Origin of the sequence: Clostridium sp. AF15-41 (assembly GCF_003604095.1) — a bacterium.
In the GTDB taxonomy this organism is placed as follows: domain Bacteria; phylum Bacillota; class Clostridia; order Lachnospirales; family Lachnospiraceae; genus Coprococcus.
Map to the genome: position 1 here is coordinate 19329 of NZ_QTMQ01000012.1, position 19208 is coordinate 38536.

Annotated in this window: 12 protein-coding genes and 1 other annotated feature; of the genes, 3 read left to right on the forward strand and 9 right to left on the reverse strand. The window is 42.7% G+C overall.

Annotated features, from left to right (window positions below; genetic code table 11):
* Positions 1 to 108 precede the first annotated feature (108 nt).
* From DWW43_RS09230 to DWW43_RS09245, 4 genes are all read right to left on the reverse strand, one after another.
* Positions 109 to 831, reverse strand: a complete 723-nt coding sequence (locus tag DWW43_RS09230) for a LytTR family DNA-binding domain-containing protein (RefSeq protein WP_008402496.1) — start codon at positions 829 to 831, stop codon at positions 109 to 111.
* 34 nt (positions 832 to 865) lie between these two features.
* The gene (locus DWW43_RS09235; RefSeq protein ID WP_044945980.1) at positions 866 to 1213 is read right to left on the reverse strand and encodes a helix-turn-helix transcriptional regulator; all 348 of its coding nucleotides are present in this window, start codon (positions 1211 to 1213) and stop codon (positions 866 to 868) included.
* Between the two features lie 143 nt (positions 1214 to 1356).
* Entirely contained in the window at positions 1357 to 1827 is a 471-nt protein-coding gene (locus DWW43_RS09240; RefSeq protein ID WP_008402494.1) for a methylglyoxal synthase, read from the reverse strand.
* Positions 1828 to 1915: 88 nt separating this feature from the next.
* The gene (locus DWW43_RS09245; protein WP_119963381.1) at positions 1916 to 3085 is read right to left on the reverse strand and encodes an NADP-dependent malic enzyme; all 1170 of its coding nucleotides are present in this window, start codon (positions 3083 to 3085) and stop codon (positions 1916 to 1918) included.
* A 157-nt stretch (positions 3086 to 3242) separates the two neighbouring features.
* Here DWW43_RS09245 and DWW43_RS09250 point away from each other — a divergent pair, with 157 nt between their 5' ends.
* Entirely contained in the window at positions 3243 to 3788 is a 546-nt protein-coding gene (locus DWW43_RS09250; protein WP_119963382.1) for a DUF6512 family protein, read from the forward strand.
* A gap of 1258 nt (positions 3789 to 5046) precedes the next feature.
* Positions 5047 to 5299: a binding site (T-box leader), on the forward strand.
* Positions 5300 to 5450: 151 nt separating this feature from the next.
* Complete coding sequence (locus DWW43_RS09255; protein WP_119963383.1) at positions 5451 to 6665, forward strand: aminotransferase class I/II-fold pyridoxal phosphate-dependent enzyme; 1215 nt, start codon at positions 5451 to 5453, stop codon at positions 6663 to 6665.
* A gap of 373 nt (positions 6666 to 7038) precedes the next feature.
* On the opposite strand, the gene DWW43_RS09260 is transcribed toward DWW43_RS09255, so the two are convergent.
* From DWW43_RS09260 to DWW43_RS09275, 4 genes are all read right to left on the reverse strand, one after another.
* Positions 7039 to 11517 carry a hypothetical protein gene (locus DWW43_RS09260; protein ID WP_119963384.1) on the reverse strand — a complete coding sequence of 1493 codons (4479 nt, stop codon included), beginning with the start codon at positions 11515 to 11517 and terminating at the stop codon, positions 7039 to 7041.
* Positions 11504 to 12229, reverse strand: coding sequence for a DUF6063 family protein (locus DWW43_RS09265; protein ID WP_008402483.1), 726 nt, complete (start codon positions 12227 to 12229; stop codon positions 11504 to 11506). Before DWW43_RS09265 ends, DWW43_RS09260 begins: the two co-directional genes overlap by 14 nt.
* 232 nt (positions 12230 to 12461) lie before the next feature.
* A complete protein-coding gene (locus DWW43_RS09270; RefSeq protein ID WP_119963385.1) occupies positions 12462 to 14099 on the reverse strand; it encodes a hypothetical protein in 1638 nt (545 codons plus the stop codon).
* A 125-nt stretch (positions 14100 to 14224) separates the two neighbouring features.
* Complete coding sequence (locus DWW43_RS09275; RefSeq protein ID WP_008402480.1) at positions 14225 to 14416, reverse strand: transcriptional regulator; 192 nt, start codon at positions 14414 to 14416, stop codon at positions 14225 to 14227.
* 545 nt (positions 14417 to 14961) lie between these two features.
* Between DWW43_RS09275 and pap the strand changes: the two genes are divergently transcribed.
* Positions 14962 to 16434 carry a polyphosphate:AMP phosphotransferase gene (gene pap, locus DWW43_RS09280; RefSeq protein ID WP_119963386.1) on the forward strand — a complete coding sequence of 491 codons (1473 nt, stop codon included), beginning with the start codon at positions 14962 to 14964 and terminating at the stop codon, positions 16432 to 16434.
* Here the strand turns inward: pap and DWW43_RS09285 are convergent.
* Entirely contained in the window at positions 16431 to 19190 is a 2760-nt protein-coding gene (locus DWW43_RS09285; RefSeq protein WP_119963387.1) for a CDP-glycerol glycerophosphotransferase family protein, read from the reverse strand. The two genes, pap and DWW43_RS09285, sit on opposite strands and share 4 nt — an antisense overlap.
* Positions 19191 to 19208: the final 18 nt, after the last annotated feature.

Below are 19208 nucleotides of genomic sequence, written 5' to 3' on the forward strand. Positions count from 1 at the left end.
GCATGATCTCTGTTGTACTTTTATATTTCGACCGATGATATAACGCATGCCCCAAAGATCTTATATTCCAAAGATAGAACAGATCAGACGCCAGCGTGATCATCCGGATCAAAAATTCATTCCTTCCAGCCACTTTGTATAGTACTCACGCACCCGGCTTCTTTTATCCCGGCTGATCATCAATTCCACGCCATTACTCATACCTACGCAAGTATAGGAAATCGTTCGAATATGATTCGTATTTACGAGAAAAGACCGATGAATCCGAACAAACCTCTGCTGTCTTGTTCCAAGATACTCCTCCAGATGTTCCAGCTTGTCATAAAATTCATATGTCCCGGAAGTGCAAAAAGCTGTTATCATACGCTTGTTGCTTTCCAGATAAACAATATCACCAATTTTGATAGAATAATAAACTCGATTCTGACAAAATGTTAGAAGCTCCGTGTCATTGACAACACGCTCTAAAACCTGATCTAATGTTAAAAGAAGCCTGTCTGCCGCAACCGGCTTATCAAGAAACTGAAAAGGCTGAACATCAAAAGCCGCCTTATAATATTCACTATACGCAGATATAAAGACAAGAATAATGGATGGGTATTTCTCCCGTAGTATTCCCGCTACCCGAATCCCATCCATTCTTGTTAATTCAATATCCAGAAAAACAATATGAAACATTCCGGCATCTTCCGTTCCCAGCAATAATGCTTCTCCATTTTGATAAGAATATAGCTGATAATTAAGATTTTTCTGTTCCATATGTTGTGTAATTACACTCTGCATCTCTGTGAGCATAACTGCATCATCATCACAAATTGCTATTTGTATCATTTGTCCCCCCCAATTATATTTATCTGATTACCGACTATTTGGTTATATCCATAAGCATGATCAGCTTATCAAGAACCGCCAGTAACTGTTCTGTCTTTGCAGTACCAAACCGCTGAAAAGATACATATTTCTCCAGTTCTCCGCCTTCGACCTTATAGTCATAGCTTATACTATCCTGAAGATAATAATCTGCGGGAACATCAAATGCATTCACCAGCTTTACAAAACAGTCCAGGGAAACATCTGCTTTTCCTGTCTCAATCCTGCTGATATATTTATCTGCAAGACCGGTCTTTTCTCCAAGTTCAGCCTGAGTCATCCCATGTTTCTTTCGGATCTCTCTAAGACGTTGACCAAACATCTCTTTATCGATTCCTGCCAAGTTGTCCACTCCAATTATGTTTATTCTATAATGTGTACAAAAGCTACTCTTGTATTCTGTCAAAAAAAGTCACATTATAGAACAACCTGACAGGGCAATTTCTAACTGAACATGGAATTTATTTCGTATTTTTCTATCTGTTTTTATAAAGTTTCCGCGCGCTGTTTGATATTTTTCTTGAAATTGATAACCTTATGGTCATATTCCTGATCCATATATTTGGAATTGATCATAAAATCAGCAGTTGATTTATTATTTGCGATCGGAATATCATATACCTGTGCAATACGAAGCAGCGCTTTTACATCCGGATCATGTGGTTGTGCTGTCAGAGGATCCGAAAAGAAGATCACCATGTCGATCCTGCCCTCTACGATCTTGGCACCGATCTGCTGATCACCGCCTAATGGTCCGCTGTTGTAACCTCGCACCGGCAGTCCTGTCTTATCTGCGATCATCCGGGCTGTTGTTCCGGTTCCGCAAAGAAAATGATTCTTCAGTATGTCCTTATTGTCATTGCACCACTCGATCATCTCAGCCTTTTTGCTGTCATGTGCGATCAGTGCGATATTCTTCTGTCTTTCAATCGTAAGTGTCACAAAATCATCTGTCATATTAGGTCTCCTTTCTGTCCAAACCTGCAGCTTACCTGCCGGAAATTGTTACTGTATTACCGGCCATCAGATTTTCAGCAAGTCTCTGTTATTTTGTTATACCAAGCTTATGTGCTTCATCCGCAACTGCCTTGGCAACCACCTTTGCTACTCTGTCATCAAATGCACCCGGAATAATATATTCTTCATTTAATTCTTCATCGGTTACAATTGATGCGATTGCTTTTGCTGCTGCCATCTTCATTTCTTCTGTAATACCTGTTGCCTTCGCATCCAGTGCTCCACGAAAGATACCGGGAAATACCAGAACATTGTTGATCTGATTTGGATAGTCGGAACGTCCTGTCGCCATAACACGAACGCCGCCCTTCTTTGCTTCCTCCGGCATAATCTCCGGTGTCGGATTCGCCATAGCAAATACAATTGGATCTATGGCCATGGATGCTACCATCTCTGCCGTTACGATATTCGGAGCCGATACACCGATAAATACATCCTTGCCCTTCATGATCTCCGCAAGATTTCCAGTCTGTCTGTCTTTATTTGTAATCTCTGCCATATCTGCCTGTGCCGGATTCATCCATTCCTGACCCGGACAGAGAGCACCCTGCTTATCAACCAGAACTACGTTTCCGATACCTAGCTGAAGAAGCAGCTTGCAGATAGAGATACCCGCTGAACCTGCACCATTAATTACAACATTTGCTTTATCGAAATCCTTACCTACCAGCTTCAGTGCATTGATCAGACCTGCGGATACAACGATAGCTGTTCCGTGCTGATCGTCATGGAATACAGGGATATCCAGTTCTTCCTTTAATCTTCTCTCAATCTCAAAACATCTCGGTGCTGATATATCCTCCAGATTGATACCGCCAAATACAGGAGCGATCCGTTTTACGGTTTCTACAATCTCATCTACATCCTTTGTATCAAGACAGATTGGGAATGCATCCACTCCACCGAATTCTTTGAACAGGATCGCTTTGCCTTCCATAACAGGAATCGCAGCTTCCGGTCCGATATCGCCAAGTCCGAGAACTGCAGTTCCATCGGAAACAACCGCTACCATATTGCCCTTACATGTATATTTGTATACATCAGCCTTATTGTCACGGATCTTTCTGCATGGCTCTGCAACACCCGGTGTATATGCTGTACTTAAGTCGTCTCTATCTTTGACTTTAACCTTTGAGATAACCTCAACCTTTCCTTTATTCTCCTCATGCATCTTTAAGCTCAGGCTATTGTAATCCATTTGCGTAACTCCTTTATTCATTGATTATTATATCTGAAGCCATCTTCTATATGGCTGCATATATTCTGGTTTTTGTGAATATATTATATAGATATAATAACATAAATTGCTGGCATATAACAGCAATTAATACCACAAAATAATATGGAGGATTTCAATGAATCAGTCTGTTAAACACAACTTTTTTATCTGGAGTGTTTTCTCTTCCATCTGTATTGTGATACTTGGAAGCGGCTGGCATTTTCTATATGTCATCTTAGAGAAAAGTAATCTGGTCGCCTGGTGCACCCCGATCAATGAAAGTGTCTGGGAGCATCTGAAGCTTACCCTGTATCCGGTGCTCATCGTTATGCTGATCCTTTATGGTCTGCATTTTATTCCCTGTGGACCTTCGATCCATAAAGTGATCCTGATGATCTCAGCCAGCGTCTGCATCTCAGATCTGATCATTGTCAGCATCTATTATGTGTTCTCCGGCGGATTCGGACTTACCGGAATGTCTATCGACCTTACAGCCTATGGCATCGGTATTCTGGCAGGACAGTTTCTAAGTGTGATTCACCTGCTTTCGCTCCACCAGATTCCAAAATGGGTATATAGTATTGGTTATATTCTTCTGATCGGACTTATCATTATTACAGCTGTATTCTCTTATAATATCCCAGATCTCCCTCTCTTTGTTCCGCCTGATCAGACGGTATGAAAAAAAGGTGACAGTCAACCCACAGCAGGTGAATGGTCAATTGACTCATTTCGATTTCTATTTGATGCACATGCCTGATTCGTAAAGGCTCCTGTGCCAACTCGTCCTTTGGACTCAAACAAGCACCCGCCTTTACTGGCAATGTGCTTCAAATAACGAAATCACCATTAATGTCAATTGACCATCCACCTGCTGTGGGTTGACTGCCACCTTTTTTATACAAATACATACAAAAACCCAGATGCATAAGCACCTGGGTCTTTGTATGTATTTAATTTTAGATTATTATCGAAGTATTCTGTAAATATTCGAGGTTTCCACACCTGCCATATAAAACGCCATTTTATATAAAATCTATAAATAAATTCTACTGAAGGATGAGCAATTATGTATGCTCCCGATGCAACTGCATCATTCAAATCTTAGATGTATGGTACAATATTTCAAAAGATGTGAAATGTTATACCGCAATGGTACATATTATATAAACTCCTGCTTATAACGAATCTAAACAAGTGGCATCTGTAACAGTCACTGCCTGAACAGATACTATGTTGTACCAATCCTTCCAACAATTTCTAAGCGTCTATGTGATATAGCCTAATGCCCTTGAAACACTACCTATATCTTGTGTTTTTGAACAATCCTAGCAGAACATAACCGGTAATCTAATACCTACGTCCCGATACTTCAATCTATGCCGAACCGGCATCCGTGTGGGGACTTGTTTCAAGTTATATCGATAAGGCATCCCGTGTGGAAACAACTTCCCAATCATGTATGCTGCTACGATAAAACTGTTCTTCAATTGTATCCAACGGAATCTCCTCCTTCCTTGAACTTCCGGAAAACATCTTTTACTTTTGACCAGTTTCCGTGTACCGGACCTCGATCTGTTTATCCGGGTGGCATCTGTTTGATGACCGTTCTTTAATGTATCTTTATTATATGTGATAATACCCATTTTGTCAACATTATTTTTTGACAATTTAATCATTTTATTGTATTTATTTTGTCTTTTTGTGTTCGTTTATTGCATTGTGGTATTAATTGCATATATTGTATATTTAATTAAGGTTCTGTCGAACAATTCACATCTATTTGCATTATAAACCAATAAATATACCATTCAATTCCAGTTGATATATGCCTGCGTTTATTATCCATTTTCATCTGCTACACACATTTGACCGTCCGAAAAATTTGCATGAAAATTAAGTTGACTTTTTCCCTGTGCAGTGCTAGACTTTTAGAAAAATCAAAGGCTATGACAGGAAGGAGTACTTAAGCAAGTGTTACTTCAGAGAGCAGGCGGCTGGTGTGAGCCTGTAGAACATCTTAAGGAAGCAGTCCCCGAGCTGTGATTGCGAAATAGGTTTTAGATTAGCAGTCAACGGAAGGTTCCACGTTACAGGAACAATGGTTAAGAGATCTGGCCGTACAGAGTGCAGGAAGTTTTTCCTGAAGTTAGGTGGTAACACGGACTATAAAATGATAAGTTCGCCCTAAGCAAAATTTATTTGCTTGGGCTTTTTTATTGTCATCTTATAAAGTCCGGCAGATTCCCATAACAACAGTTTCCTGTACAAGAATGGATTCTTAAGGTTGCTTAACTTCCGGTTTTGGGAGCCGGATAAATTCTTATAAAGAGAGGTATATCGCATGAGAACATACGAAAAATCAACGAAACTCGATAACGTTTGTTATGACATAAGAGGTCCTGTTATGGACGAAGCAAACCGCATGCAGGCAGCGGGCATTGATGTTCTGAAACTGAATATCGGAAACCCTGCACCATTTGGTTTTCACGCACCGGATGAAGTCATTAAAGACATGTCTTACAATCTGAGAGACACCGAAGGATATTCCGATTCCAAGGGCTTATTCTCCGCAAGAAAGGCTATCATGCAGTATTGCCAGTTAAAGCATATTCCAAATGTCGGAATTGACGATATCTATACCGGAAATGGTGTAAGTGAACTGATCACCATGTCTATGCAGGGACTTTTAAATAATGGAGATGAGATTCTGGTTCCTTCTCCTGATTACCCATTATGGACAGCTTCTGTCACACTGGCAGGCGGTACTGCTGTTCACTATATCTGTGATGAACAGAGTGACTGGTATCCGGATATCGATGATATGAGAAGTAAGATCACTCCAAATACAAAGGGTATCGTTGTGATCAATCCAAATAACCCAACAGGTGCCTTATATCCAAAGGAGATTCTGGAACAGATCGTTGATCTTGCAAGAGAATTTGACCTGATCCTGTTTGCAGATGAGATCTACGACAGACTGGTTATGGATGGCAGAAAGCATGTTGCACTCGCATCTCTGGCACCGGATGTATTCACGATCAGCTTCAATGGTCTGTCCAAATCCCATCGTGTAGCCGGTTATCGTATCGGATGGATGTGTCTGTGCGGCAGAAAGGATCATGTAAAAGGCTACATCGAAGGTCTGAATCTTCTGTCTTCAATGCGTCTTTGTTCAAATGTTCCTGCACAGAGTATCGTTCAGACTTCTCTGGGCGGTTATCAGAGTGCCGATGAACTTCTGCTTCCGGGCGGACGAATCTACGAACAGCGTGAATATATCTACAACGCCCTCTGTGACATTCCCGGTGTATCCGTTGTAAAGCCAAAGGCTGCTTTCTACATATTCCCGAAACTGGATCAGGAGAAGTTCCATATCAAGGATGATGAGAAGTTTGCCCTTGATCTTCTCCGTGAGAAGAAGATCCTGATCACCTGTGGTACCGGCTTCAACTGTATAGACCCGGATCATTTCCGTATCGTATATCTGCCGAATATCGTGCAGCTTAAAACCGCTATGGGAAGAATTGCCGACTTCTTAAGCTACTACCACCAGTAAATCGACAGATTACACATAAAAATGAAAGAGATTATTACATATTATTCCGTAAGACGCTCGCGCTCTAATCCTCGTGCAGCGGTACATAAGGTTGCAAAAGACGCAACCTAAGTACCGGCCTCGGATAAGGCTTACTTCATAATAGTAATAATCTCTTTCATTTTGATTCTATACCAGCTTTTGGGGTTATAGATCTGTTTGGTAATCATATCAGAACAAATGCCGAACATACCTTTGTGTAGCAAACCTATTCGAACGCCGGTTCTTAACGAACTGCATAAGCAGTGAGTTTAGCACCGCTGCGTGAGAATCGAACGCAAGTGTTTTGCGTAACAAATGGTATGTTCGGCATTTGTTTGTACGGTATAACACCTTATATAAAGTCGAAGGTTGCCTGCTGGTAGGTGATGTCCTGATATTCCAGTTCCTCCTGCGAGGTCTTGCTGGTGTAATCGACAACAACCGTCTGCTGGCGGTTACCGACCATCTGCTGGCCAAGAACGTAGTTCACATCAAATTTGCCGGTGATCGCCGGAGTTGCGCCACGGGCAGGAACGATCAACTGCACATGATTAGCTGCAAGCATGGCAAAGATCGGCTCCCAGATATATACATCCTTTGCCGCACCAAACGGATTATCGATAAAGATCGTCTTTGTAGAGATCTCGCCCTCTGCACCATAGGAATACATACCTGCAATATAGTTGATGATCGCAACCAGAAACTGAATGTAGATACCCTGTGACTGTCCGGTACTACCAACCGCTTCTTCATAACGAAGATACCGGCTCTGCTCCTTGATACGCTCTCTCTTATATAGTTTCAGCTTGATCGCATTCATGTCTGTGACCATTACGCCAAATAACCGCTTCAATGCAAGGCAGTCACGGATATAGCGAACACGCTTCCGCTCATCCTCATAGGCATCTGCGCCTTTTACGATATCGTCAATATAATCAGACATGCGCTGTGCAAGAAATTCTTCTTTTACATAAGGAATCGTCAGATCGACCATACGGATGACTTCTTCTCCGACGGTGATCTTCGATAATTTTGGAAGCTTCTCAAGCTCAGTCTTTACATCCATACAACGCTGTAAACACTGACTGCAGAAATTCTCCTTGATCGCAACCATATCTTCAATTCCCTTTTCCACTCTTTCCTTTTCCAGATCGATATAGGAAATGATCTGTAACAGGCTTTCAAGCAACGCCTTTGCATCATAGTAGTTTTCGGGTATGATGACATCTCTGCGGATCGTTTCTGCCATCTCGAATACACCCATTTCGCTGAGTGCTTCCGCTGTCTGTCCCTTGAACCGCATCAGTTCATTTCTTGTCTTTTCCAAATTCTTGCGGCTTCTGTCATATCGTAACAGACTGGTCTCAAATGCCTGTCGCAGCTCCTCTTTTCCGGCTTCTAACAGCTTACCGTTTTCTACATTAATGTCATTTGTATCTACGATACGTTTTACATCTTTATAAAGCTCGATCATATAGCCCTGCTCTTTGTTACAGGTCTCATATTCCTCTGCTGTCTTCTTATAACTCTGTTCCAGCTCGGCAAGGATCTGATCGCCCTGTGCGATCGCCTGCTCTGCTTCACTTAGAGAAATCTGTTCTTCTGCATATGCATCTTCACCATAAGTCTTTTTCAGACTGGCAACCGCATATTCGATATTTCCTTCCAATCTGCCGGAAGCCTTTGATACATTCTTCAGTTCTTCCGCCATGGATGCTGATACCAGTTCCAGACGCATCAATTCATCAGAAAGTGCCTGTAACTGCTGCTCGGATGTGGCAAATAACTGTGTCTGTGCTTCCAGATCCGAAAGCTTCACGCCACGCTTCTCGATCGTATGCAAGATACGATCCATTGACTGTGACAATGCCTGAACCAGCTTCTTCTTATCCTCTATATCCGGTGCATTTTTATTTGCTACTGCATACATCGCCATAAATTCTGTCTCCAGCACTTCATCAGAGATCGTAAGGATCTCGATATCCCGTCTGGATACATCTTCCGTTTCCTGTCCAAGTGCCACCTGAATCTTCTGCTTTGGATCCAGTGACACATACACTTTTCCATCCTCCGGGTAATAAGGTTTGAAATAATTCTGCCATTTATCCTGTATATCCTGAATACTGTTTGCAATCGCAAGCATCCGTGCCTCCGTCTCGCTCATAGTTGTATTCCATCTGACTGCATCCCGCTTCAGTTCCTCGATCTGTCCTGTGATCCGCTGTTCTTTCTGAACATTCTCCGTATAACGGGCTTCTTCCTCAACTGCCAGATCAGAAAGCTCCTTAATACGAAGCAGGATTGATTTGTCTTCCTCCAGCTCATGCAGTTTTTCTTTTACGGATACCTCATCTTCTTTCTGATGCGCGATCCGGCTTGTCCGTTCTGCTATGCGATCCTGAAGCTCACGAATCTCATCCTTTTTATTTAACAGCTCCTGATTCAGCTTTCGTTCGATATCCGCCGCATCCAAGTGCCTCTCATCTGCCAGATGACTGACAAATGCCAGATCTTCCCGGTAGGTTGCAAGCTTCTCATCGATCATGGATATCTCATCCTCAAGGCCACGGATCTGGATCGTCAGTTCTTCTTTTAACGATTTCAGAATCTCATCATCTGTAAAATATTCGCCTTTTCTGCAGACCATAACGGCATTTTCGTTTAAGGTAACTGCCTTTTCGGACAGGTCATCCATATCGTAGATCAAAACCATTTCATTGTCCGTCTGAATCGAATCCAGATTGATATCTTCGGCTATATCAGCGAAATTCTTCACGACTACTCCATACGGAAGTGCTCTGTTTTTCTTCAAGATCTCCGTCCGCTGCTCCGGCTTAAGTGCTGCCAGATAATCAGCTCCGTGCATCGCCATATGTCCATGTCTGGTCACGATATAATCAATAACTGCCGATGCTCCTGCACTCGGTCCGAATAAACGTCCGGATTCCAGATATTTGCGTCTTTCGAGCAAACGGTCAATCTCCTGTTTTCTGGTGATCGTCTCGGTCAGCGTTCCTGTGATCCTTGCATTGATCGCATCTATGATTTCTTCTGCTTTCTCTACACTATATACCGCCATAATGCTTTCTAACTTCTTAGCTGCCTGACGATATTCCTCTGCATCCAGATGGCTCGTCTCATATTCTTTTTCCAGTGTTTCCAGACTGTTTTCCGCAAGTGACAACCGGTAACGGTCTTCAAATACCTGCTCCTGATCTTCCCGGATGCTCTCTGCAAGTGCCCGTAAGGATGCCTCTAGTTCTTCTGCCTTTTCTTCGGATGCTTCTATCACGTTTGCCGCATCCGACACAACAAGCAGGGCAACCTGTGAGGTCAGCTCGGATATCTTGTTATTTAAGGACTGTAATTTGTCCGAAGCTGCCCTCCGGTTGTCTCCGGATACGGCCAGCTCGATCTCGCCCTCTTTAATGCATTTTGTGCAGTAATCAGCCTCTTTCACCGCATGTTCATGCGACTGTTCGACCTCCTCCTTTGCCAGAAGAAGCTCTTTCAAATGTGCATCATCCCTGAGCTTTCTGTTATAGGCATAGACCGTCATCTTCTCGCGGTCTGCACCGGTATTCTGTAAGATATGATCGATGATCTTCTGGTTCTCGGATAACTGTTTCTTATCTTCCAGATAACCCAGATAATCATTGATACTTTCTTTCATATTCATATCCTGCTTTAATGCCGATACCTGTCGTTCATTTTCAGCAAGATTTGCATTTAACTGCTCTGACTTATCCCGAAGCTCTTGCAGACGGAAACCATCTCTGGTGATCTTCAGATTCTCCAACCGCTTCTTCTGACTTTCCTTCTGTTCAAATGCAGTCTGTTTTGCTACAAGCAGTTCTTCCAGATGTTCATTTTCCCTCGATGTCAGTTCTTTTCCCGTCACATAGATATCCGCAAGCTGCCTTGTGATATCTTCGTGTGCCTCGTACTGGTTGATACAGGAATTGACCTTTGCCTGCAGGACATTGATCAGCTCGATCTGATGATCGAAGTTCGCAATATCCCTCTTCTTCTGTGCCAATACGTTCAATTTATCCTTAATGTCAAGCAGAGTTTCTGCCATTGTGCTCTCATCCCCATCCCTACCGGTACGGGTCAGAAATGCTTTCTCTATGATCTCCTCGATCAGCAGATCCTCTACTACTTTTCTGGTCGTCTTATAATTCGTCTCAAAATAAGTACGGACATGACCCTCTGTCTTATTGATTCCACGGATGATCTCCCAGTGGCTCTCATGCAGACCATATTCGCTGATGAACCGCTGGTACTCCCCTTTCCGCTCAAACAGACGCACTTCAAGGCTCATATCCTTATGTCCAAGCTCCTTAATGTAGGATTTTAGACCACTGTATGTAATTCTTTCATTACCATTTGACAATGGAAGATTAATGATATCGTTCTTATTGTAATCCCGATAGAAAATGCAGTAATTGAAATATTCGATCGCCGCCGTCTGTCCGTCCTGTGATGCTCCTTCATCGGATTCCTTTGCTTTTCTAGCACAGAAACCGGTCGTCATGTAGCGGTATCCGTCCTTGATATCCGCATCGTCTAATTTCCATTCGATCAGGGAATGAATAGTCGTATTGCCGCCGCCATTCCGGAATAATTTCTCGATCGGCTGCTTATCATCTAACGTACAGTTCGGTATCAGATTCTGAAGCAGAAGAAGCATCAGCACACTCTTTCCTCCACCATTTGCAAGGTCATAAAGCGTGTTCTTGCCATACATCCGCATCGAAAAATCATCGTACTGCTGTGTACCAAAATTGTATTTTACATTATTCACTCGTATTCGGTTAATGCACGGCATCCTCTTCACCTCCAAGCAGCTGATACAGACGTCCTCTGTATTCTTCAAAGTAATTCTCACATAACGCCTTGAACCGATCGGTCGGATAGTAGCGTTCTTCGTTCTCGACAAATAATTTCTGGCTGACCATAAAGTTAAATGTCAGCTTCACATAACCGGATTTGGATGCCTTTGACGCCTTCGTCTTTTCTCCGTCATAGACTGCATGACTGACTGCCGGAAGCTCATCCCACAGCAGTCCAACCGCTTTAAAGCTCTCTGCCCCGACATCCTCTGCGGAAAATACAGACAACCGCTTCGTCACATCTGCCAGATATTTGTCCGCCTCTTCGATCACCTTTTCCGGCTTGATAAATTCACGGAACTGATAGCTTCCGGAATCTTTATAAAAATACAGCAGGATCACATACATGAGGAAATAGCATAGGAATAATTCTTTATTCAGCCGCAGTCCAAGTATGCGCTTCATATCGTCATTTGTATAACCAAATACCCGGTTGCCTTCACCCGGAGTGATATAAAGTGCTTCATTGTATTCGTAAATACTCAGATTCAGTTTCTTTAACAGATTGCCTACAATCTCGTAGACCTCTGCATTTCCATAATAATCTTCGTACAGAGCACTGTTTTCTCTGCTTGCTTTCGCGATCGTTTCGCCCTGTATCAGTCTGGCGTAGATCTCAATCGCCTTATCCAAATTTCTGCTGTCCATCTTTTTTCCTCACATGTATTTTTATCATTGATATTTGAACAAAATATCTATTCATATATTTGTCTGTATATATTGACTTTGTCAATCAGGGGACGCTTTCGCTCGTTGAGTCCTGCAGCGGTACTAAGATGCCACTCATGTGCCATCAAGTACCGGCGGACTCAAATGCCCCTGTATTAACAAATCAATATTTACAGACAATATACATACTATTTTTTTGTTCAAATATCATCTATCGCACTTCAAACAGGATGTTCGTTACATACATATCCACTCCAACCGGGATCTCCTCAGTGCTGTCAAAGGTCAGCGTGAAGCGCATATCTTTGTATGGCTCAAATGAGATGTCCGGAGCATAAGCATCTTCCGAATAAATGTCCGGTACGCTTACGGTTGAAATGCTGTCGGCTGTAGCCTGTGGTATCTGCTGCTCTCCGATGCTGTCCCGCACCTTCTGATATTCCCGGATGCTGTCAACTACCAGCTTTTCAAGCATGGTATCCTGCTTCTTTAACATCCGGCTGATATCATATTCCTTCTTCTGTGCCAGATGGGTAAGGAATGCGTAATAATCGGCATTCTCATAGATTTCTTTTCCAAATCGTATCTCAAGGAATCCGTTGAATTCTTTCAGGCTGAGTTTCTTCCAGCGGACAAGTACATCCATCAGTTCAAAAAATAACTTACCGTAGTTCCTGCCGGAGCGTTCTTCCTCGATCTCATCCTCATAGCGGAAGTTTGCATTTACATCTTCTTTCTTTGCTGTCACCATCTTCGCCTCATCCTCTGATTTGAGCGTAAGAAGATTGTCGATCGATGTCATCGAAAATGACTTCGCGATTGCCGGTGCAAATAAAGGAGCAAGGATCATGCCCATCTTATCCGGCCGATCCTCCCTGATCATCTTCTGTAATTCCTTTTCAAAATCAAATACCGGACGCAGACGCTTTAACTTCGCCTTCTGAATAATGTTGTCCGATATATTCTGTAATTCCATGGTGCTGTTGATCAGATTTCCATGCTTTAATATGGTCTTCTTCAGTTCCAGCTCCAACTGACTGATCTCATCCAACAACGTAGAACCTTTTGTCAGATGGTCAAAGTTCGCTTTCGCAACTGCCTTATCGACCAGTGCCTTGTTCTTCGCAAATAATTTCTGTTCCTCGGAAAACCATTTTCCAACCGTCTTCATATATTTCTCATAAGCTTCTGCCCCGGCAAATACATCGTAAGAAAGCAGATCTACGATATCGTCTTTTTCTCTTACAAGCCGGTTCACTTCGCTGTTGATCCGCTTGACAACCTCGATACCTCCCTTGAAATTCTCTCCGGTGATCATCTTCTCAAGCAAAACCTGTTCTACATTGATCTTGCTCTCGTCCTTGATCTCCTTGGTATCAAGATAGAATTCTATCCCATCCGCAGTTATGTAATAAAGCACTTTTCCATCCGTGATCCGGCTGTCGATCAGTCTGACACGTCCAGTCTTCTTCTGCTTCTTACCCGGATCGTAAAATGTAAATTCAAATGCTTTTCCGTCATTTCTGATCTTGTCAAATATATATAAGATCAGGTCTGCCATATCCTCATCCTCGATCTCAATATCGAAATCACGGATCAGTAGCTCTTTTATAAATGCTTCACACTGAGGATATGTGATGTCCCTCTCGTTGAAGTTGTTTTCCTCAATAAAAAAACGCAGTACCGCCATGGTGATATATCCCATATCCAAACTGTTATATCGTCCATCCTTGTACTGTGTAAATGCAGTTTCCGATAACACAAAAAACGGGTAGTATTTTCTTAAGTTATACATTCTCGCATTATGTTCTTCGATTATGTCATTGATCATCACGTACTGCTTTGCCACTGTTTCTACTCCCTGTTTTGTGTGCTTTATTTTCTGTTTTTCTTAAAAAATCACGGACACATAACATGCCCGTGATTTTTCAATACCTATTCGCCCATCATCTGTTTAAAAAATAATTACCTGAATCAGTCCTGCTTTGCAAGATTTTCTTTGTCTACTTTGTAAACCATAAGACGAAGAAGATAGTATGGCATTCTTCTATTTCCAAGTTCCCAGTCCTGTACAGTTCTATACGGTATCTCGAAATACTCAGCAAATTCGCGTCTGTTCATTCCTGTAGACTTTCTTAATTCTAATAATTCTTCACCTGATGTCATAGTCTGCGTCCCTCCTGTATCATTCCTATGTGCATTCTTTCTGAAAAAAAAAGAATGCTTTCATTCAATATTATTTCAAAATTCAGCACAAAATAAATTCTACAAGAATCCAACCCTAACCTCATGTATATTCTACAATATAACAGTCGGCATGACAATAGGATTTGTTAACACAATAAAAAAAATTTTTATATGCGTGTTCTTCTCGATTTGATATTTAATGCATTTTGTCCATTGACTTTATGATATAACCGGAAAATAATAAAATTAATTTTTTATATTATACATTAATATGCATGGGATACCTTTAACATTACCAATCAGGGGACGCTTCCGCTCGTTTTCCCGCTGTGTAACTTCGAACTAACCTCGGATAAACCTCGGTAAGGTCTCAGTTAGGTCTGCAACGGTACTAAGATGCCGCTAATGCGCCATCTAAGGACCGGCGACCTCAAATGCCCCTGTATTGGTAAGTTAAGATATCCCAACGCATAATTCACACAATATAAAAAATTAATCTCATTATTACACAGGGGGTGTTATGTATGTTGAATAATCGAATTATAAAGGAAAAGCCATCAGACGAGGAAATGAAGACACGGTTAAAGGCTTTGCAGGAAAAGCTGGCGACGCAGACGCTGGCCGTCCGGGAACACAAGCTTCCGGTCATCGTTCTGGTAGAAGGCTGGGGTACTTCCGGCAAAGGCAGTCTGGTCGGACGGATCATCAACAATATCGATCCACGTTTTTACCGGGTTGCATCGCTGGAAAAGGTCAGAGAAGAAGACAGACGGAAACCATTTCTCTGGCGATTTGTAAAAGAGATACCGGAAGCCGGCAATTTTGTCTTTATGGATTCCGGCTGGATGGATCAGCTTACGCGTGAATACGCACACAAAGAATTGACAAAAAAAGACTATGAGCTTCGAATTGCCAATGTTCGGAGATTTGAACGACAGCTGACCGATAACGGCTATCTGGTTGTCAAATTCTTCCTGAACATATCGAAGAAAGAACAGAAGAAACGGATCCGGACGCTTGCCGATGATCCTGCAACCAAATGGAGAGTGACCGATACCGACCTTGCACAGAACAAGCATTATGACAAATACATGGATATCTTTGACAAATTCTTAGATGCTACCGATTCTTCCCGCGCACCATGGTATATCATCGATGGCAGCTCCAAGAAATGGGCAGAGCTTCAGGTTCTGGAAATCCTGACCGAGGGAATCGATGTTGCCCTACAGAATCATTCACTGGCAGTTCCGATCCCACAGAATGTATTCCCTCTTATGGACATGCCGAAGCTGTCGGATATCTCTTTACAGGACAAGACGGTATCTGATGAAGAATATTCCAAACGTCTGAAAGAATTACAGGGAAAGCTTCGAGAGCTGCACAACAGCATTTACCACAAAAAGATTCCTGTCATCATTGCATACGAAGGTTGGGATGCTGCCGGAAAAGGCGGCAATATCAAGCGTGTAACGGAAGCATTAGATCCTCGCGGTTACGAAGTATTCCCAATCGCAAGTCCTCTTCCGTATGAAAAATCCCGACATTTCCTCTGGCGTTTCTTCACCAGGCTTCCACGCTCCGGTCATGTAGCTATCTTCGACCGAACATGGTATGGCAGAGTCATGGTAGAACGGATCGAAGGATTTTGCAGTGAAAATGACTGGAAACGTGCTTACAACGAAATCAACGAATTTGAAAAAGAACTGTATGACTGGGGTGCTGTGATCATCAAATTCTGGATACAGATTGATAAAGACACCCAGCTTGAACGATTCACGCTGCGTCAGAATACACCGGAAAAACAATGGAAGATCACAGATGAGGACTGGCGGAACCGTGAAAAATGGGATCAATACGAAACAGCCGTCAATGAAATGCTGCAAAAAACAAGCACCACCTATGCTCCATGGCACATCATCGAATCAGTCGATAAAAAATATGCCCGGTTAAAAACCCTGGAGATCATAGTTGATGCTATAGAAAAAGCTATATCTTAATGAATCTTTGTCTTCTGGTAGTCGATCATGACATCATAGATCCGTTCACAGTTGTCATGGTCGTCAAACCGGAAGAAATCATCGGCACGTCTGCGGTACTCCGGTTTCATCTCGCAGTTATTCTGCATATAAGAGATCAGAACATCGATCAATTCGTCGTTGTCCTCACAGATCTCGCCAAATCCCATCGTATCATAGTGGAAAGTTCCTTCCTCATAATGCTTCGGTATATCGTGATGGTGCAGGTAGACCACCGGCTTACGCATATAAGCAAAATCGAACTGAACACCGGAGAAATCCGAAACCATCAGACTGGATTCCCTGAACACCTTCTCATAATTGACACCGGAATGTCCATGAACGGCAACCGCCGGAATGATCTCTACCGAAGGATTCTTATCAAAATCATCGATCTGCGGGCTGACGATCGGATGCAGTACATAGACGATCTTATAATTATATTTCTGTGCCGCAGCGATCAGACGCTCATCATTAATAAGGCTGTTATATACCTGATAATAGGTTGTCTCCTTAAAAAGTGGATTGTAGTCACGGCTCACACCCTCATTCTTTGTAACCGGAACTGCTGCCTGCATCCGCCAGGTCGGGGATAACAGGATCTGCCGTTTATCTTCATTTATAAGTCCATCATAACGCGGTACTCCGGTCAGCTTCAATGCATCATAACCCTCATAGCCGTAGATCGGCTTCGACAGATTTTCAATCTCATATTTGGATGCACAGAAATACAACCGTGTATTATCTCTCAACCGGTTCTGCGCAACTGCGATCTTCTGGATAGACATACCATGCTGGACACAGGCTACATGGAAGTTCATCAGATCACGGATCAGTGCCGAATTGATCGTACCGAAATCATTAAATGCGTAGACGGTAGAGTTTGACACGATCACCATATCCGCATACAAAAATGCATACCGGTGCTTGACGCTTCTCCGTTTGACCGGCTTCATACCTTCGCGTTCCAGACGTGCGTAATCTTCCGATGCCCCATCTGCCAGATAATAGCATTTGATGCCATCCTTCTTGCTTCTTGCATATTTGTACATATATTCAGCAGAGTCCCCCGCCTTATATATCTTATCAAAAAAGAGCCAGATCGGACGATGCTTTAAAACCGGCTTTGCCTTTAAGAACGCCCGGACAATGATAAACTTAATAACCTTCTTCTGTCCGGTTGCAAACATATCCCGCCATAACGTCAGTTCTCTGCCTGCAATCTTCCCATGCTTTACCGGATCAACTTTCATGATATTAGCTTCTGTCTTATACATATACAGCTTCTTATTGATCTTCCAATAGCTGTGACGGAAACGGTCGCACAAACGGCTGAAATGAGAATCGAATTCCAGAGTGACCGGAAGATCCTCTACCGACATTCCCATCGTTTCACCATTTTCAAAGACATCCGTCCGGACTCTTGTTACATAAGCCAGTTCTGTTTCCTGTCCATATGGAAGTTCCACCCGGATCGTAAACGCCCGAAGCTTGAAGATCGACATGCCAAATGCTTTTGTATGTGCATACCGCTCATTATATTCTGCCGGATAGAAGCGGTCACCGACCAGAACACCAAACTCTGCTCCATTCATCAAAAGAATAGGCGATAACCGTCCTTCGATCGTAAGCTCTGTGTGATCCTCCATATCTTTATTATCCATAAACTGAATGTCCGCCGTCGGCTTCGTAAGTTCTCCGATCTGAATATCATTATAGCTGTAGCAGCCATCCGCAAAATCAAATTCCAGACCGGTGTCCTTATACTTTAAGATCAGCAATACCCATACCAGACAGTCTTCATTCTTCATATCCACATGGTATCCCTGATTCTCACAAATGATCGAATCATCTATATAAGAGAGCACTTCCCCAAGCCTCCACAAAAAAGCCTCGCCGTCGGTCTCTTCAAATAAATGCTTGTTCAGGTTATCGAGATTTGCCTGGATCATATATTTTACAATGAACAGTGCATGCTGCATAACAAGCATTTGCAGGGTTTCCTGATGGATGGACATTTCCTTTAACCATTCGATCAGCTGATCAACGGTATCCTTATACCATGCCCGGTCATAGATTCCTTCAAAAAAGGTCTTATCCCCTTCAAAGCTGTTTTTCAAAGTATAGTCAACACCATCGATATAATAGAACTTCTCATCCAGACAGGCTCTTGCCTGAACCGCAAGTAGCCATTTTAATACCGGAAATGATCCCTTTACCAGAACGTCCTCCAATGTGTGTGCAGGGCTTCCGAATGTCACATTTGCATCCTGCCCGGCATTCTGTATTCCGGCAGAACTACTCTGTATTCCGGCATCTGCAATCTCCATCAACTGATTTAACAGACTTCCCTTAAATATCATACCGAATGGTGTAAATCCGTGCAGGAATCTTAAAATCTCCGTAGAGATCACACCATTTGCAAGCTGCTCATAGACACCATGAAATTCCTGATCTCTGTCCAGCTTCTGTGCAAGCCAGGGCGCATGCTTTCCTTTCTCGCGATATGCGGAAAACGGCGCATACATAATTCCCTTCTTGCTGTTCCTGCTCAGTCCGTATTTCTTCGGCAACAGAAAGATATCTCCGTTCCTGTGGTCATCAACAAAGGTCACGATACGCGCAAAATCCTCATCTGAAAGGATATCGCCCTCTTCCATCAAAAGGAACATCCCCTGCTCATCAAATTTTCCATGTATACTGAAGCTGTCCGCTCCGACTACGATCCTGTTTACCAACTGTCACTTCCTCCTGTT

Excerpts from the sequence above, each read along its gene's own strand:
- DWW43_RS09260 (WP_119963384.1), bottom strand. The coding sequence starts at position 11,517 with ATGCCGTGCATTAACCGAATACGAGTGAATAATGTAAAATACAATTTT.
- DWW43_RS09250 (WP_119963382.1), top strand. The coding sequence starts at position 3,243 with ATGAATCAGTCTGTTAAACACAACTTTTTTATCTGGAGTGTTTTCTCT.
- pap (WP_119963386.1), top strand. The coding sequence starts at position 14,962 with ATGTTGAATAATCGAATTATAAAGGAAAAGCCATCAGACGAGGAAATG.
- DWW43_RS09240 (WP_008402494.1), bottom strand. The coding sequence starts at position 1,827 with ATGACAGATGATTTTGTGACACTTACGATTGAAAGACAGAAGAATATC.
- DWW43_RS09265 (WP_008402483.1), bottom strand. The coding sequence starts at position 12,229 with ATGGACAGCAGAAATTTGGATAAGGCGATTGAGATCTACGCCAGACTG.
- DWW43_RS09230 (WP_008402496.1), bottom strand. The coding sequence starts at position 831 with ATGATACAAATAGCAATTTGTGATGATGATGCAGTTATGCTCACAGAG.
- DWW43_RS09245 (WP_119963381.1), bottom strand. The coding sequence starts at position 3,085 with ATGGATTACAATAGCCTGAGCTTAAAGATGCATGAGGAGAATAAAGGA.
- DWW43_RS09255 (WP_119963383.1), top strand. The coding sequence starts at position 5,451 with ATGAGAACATACGAAAAATCAACGAAACTCGATAACGTTTGTTATGAC.
- DWW43_RS09275 (WP_008402480.1), bottom strand. The coding sequence starts at position 14,416 with ATGACATCAGGTGAAGAATTATTAGAATTAAGAAAGTCTACAGGAATG.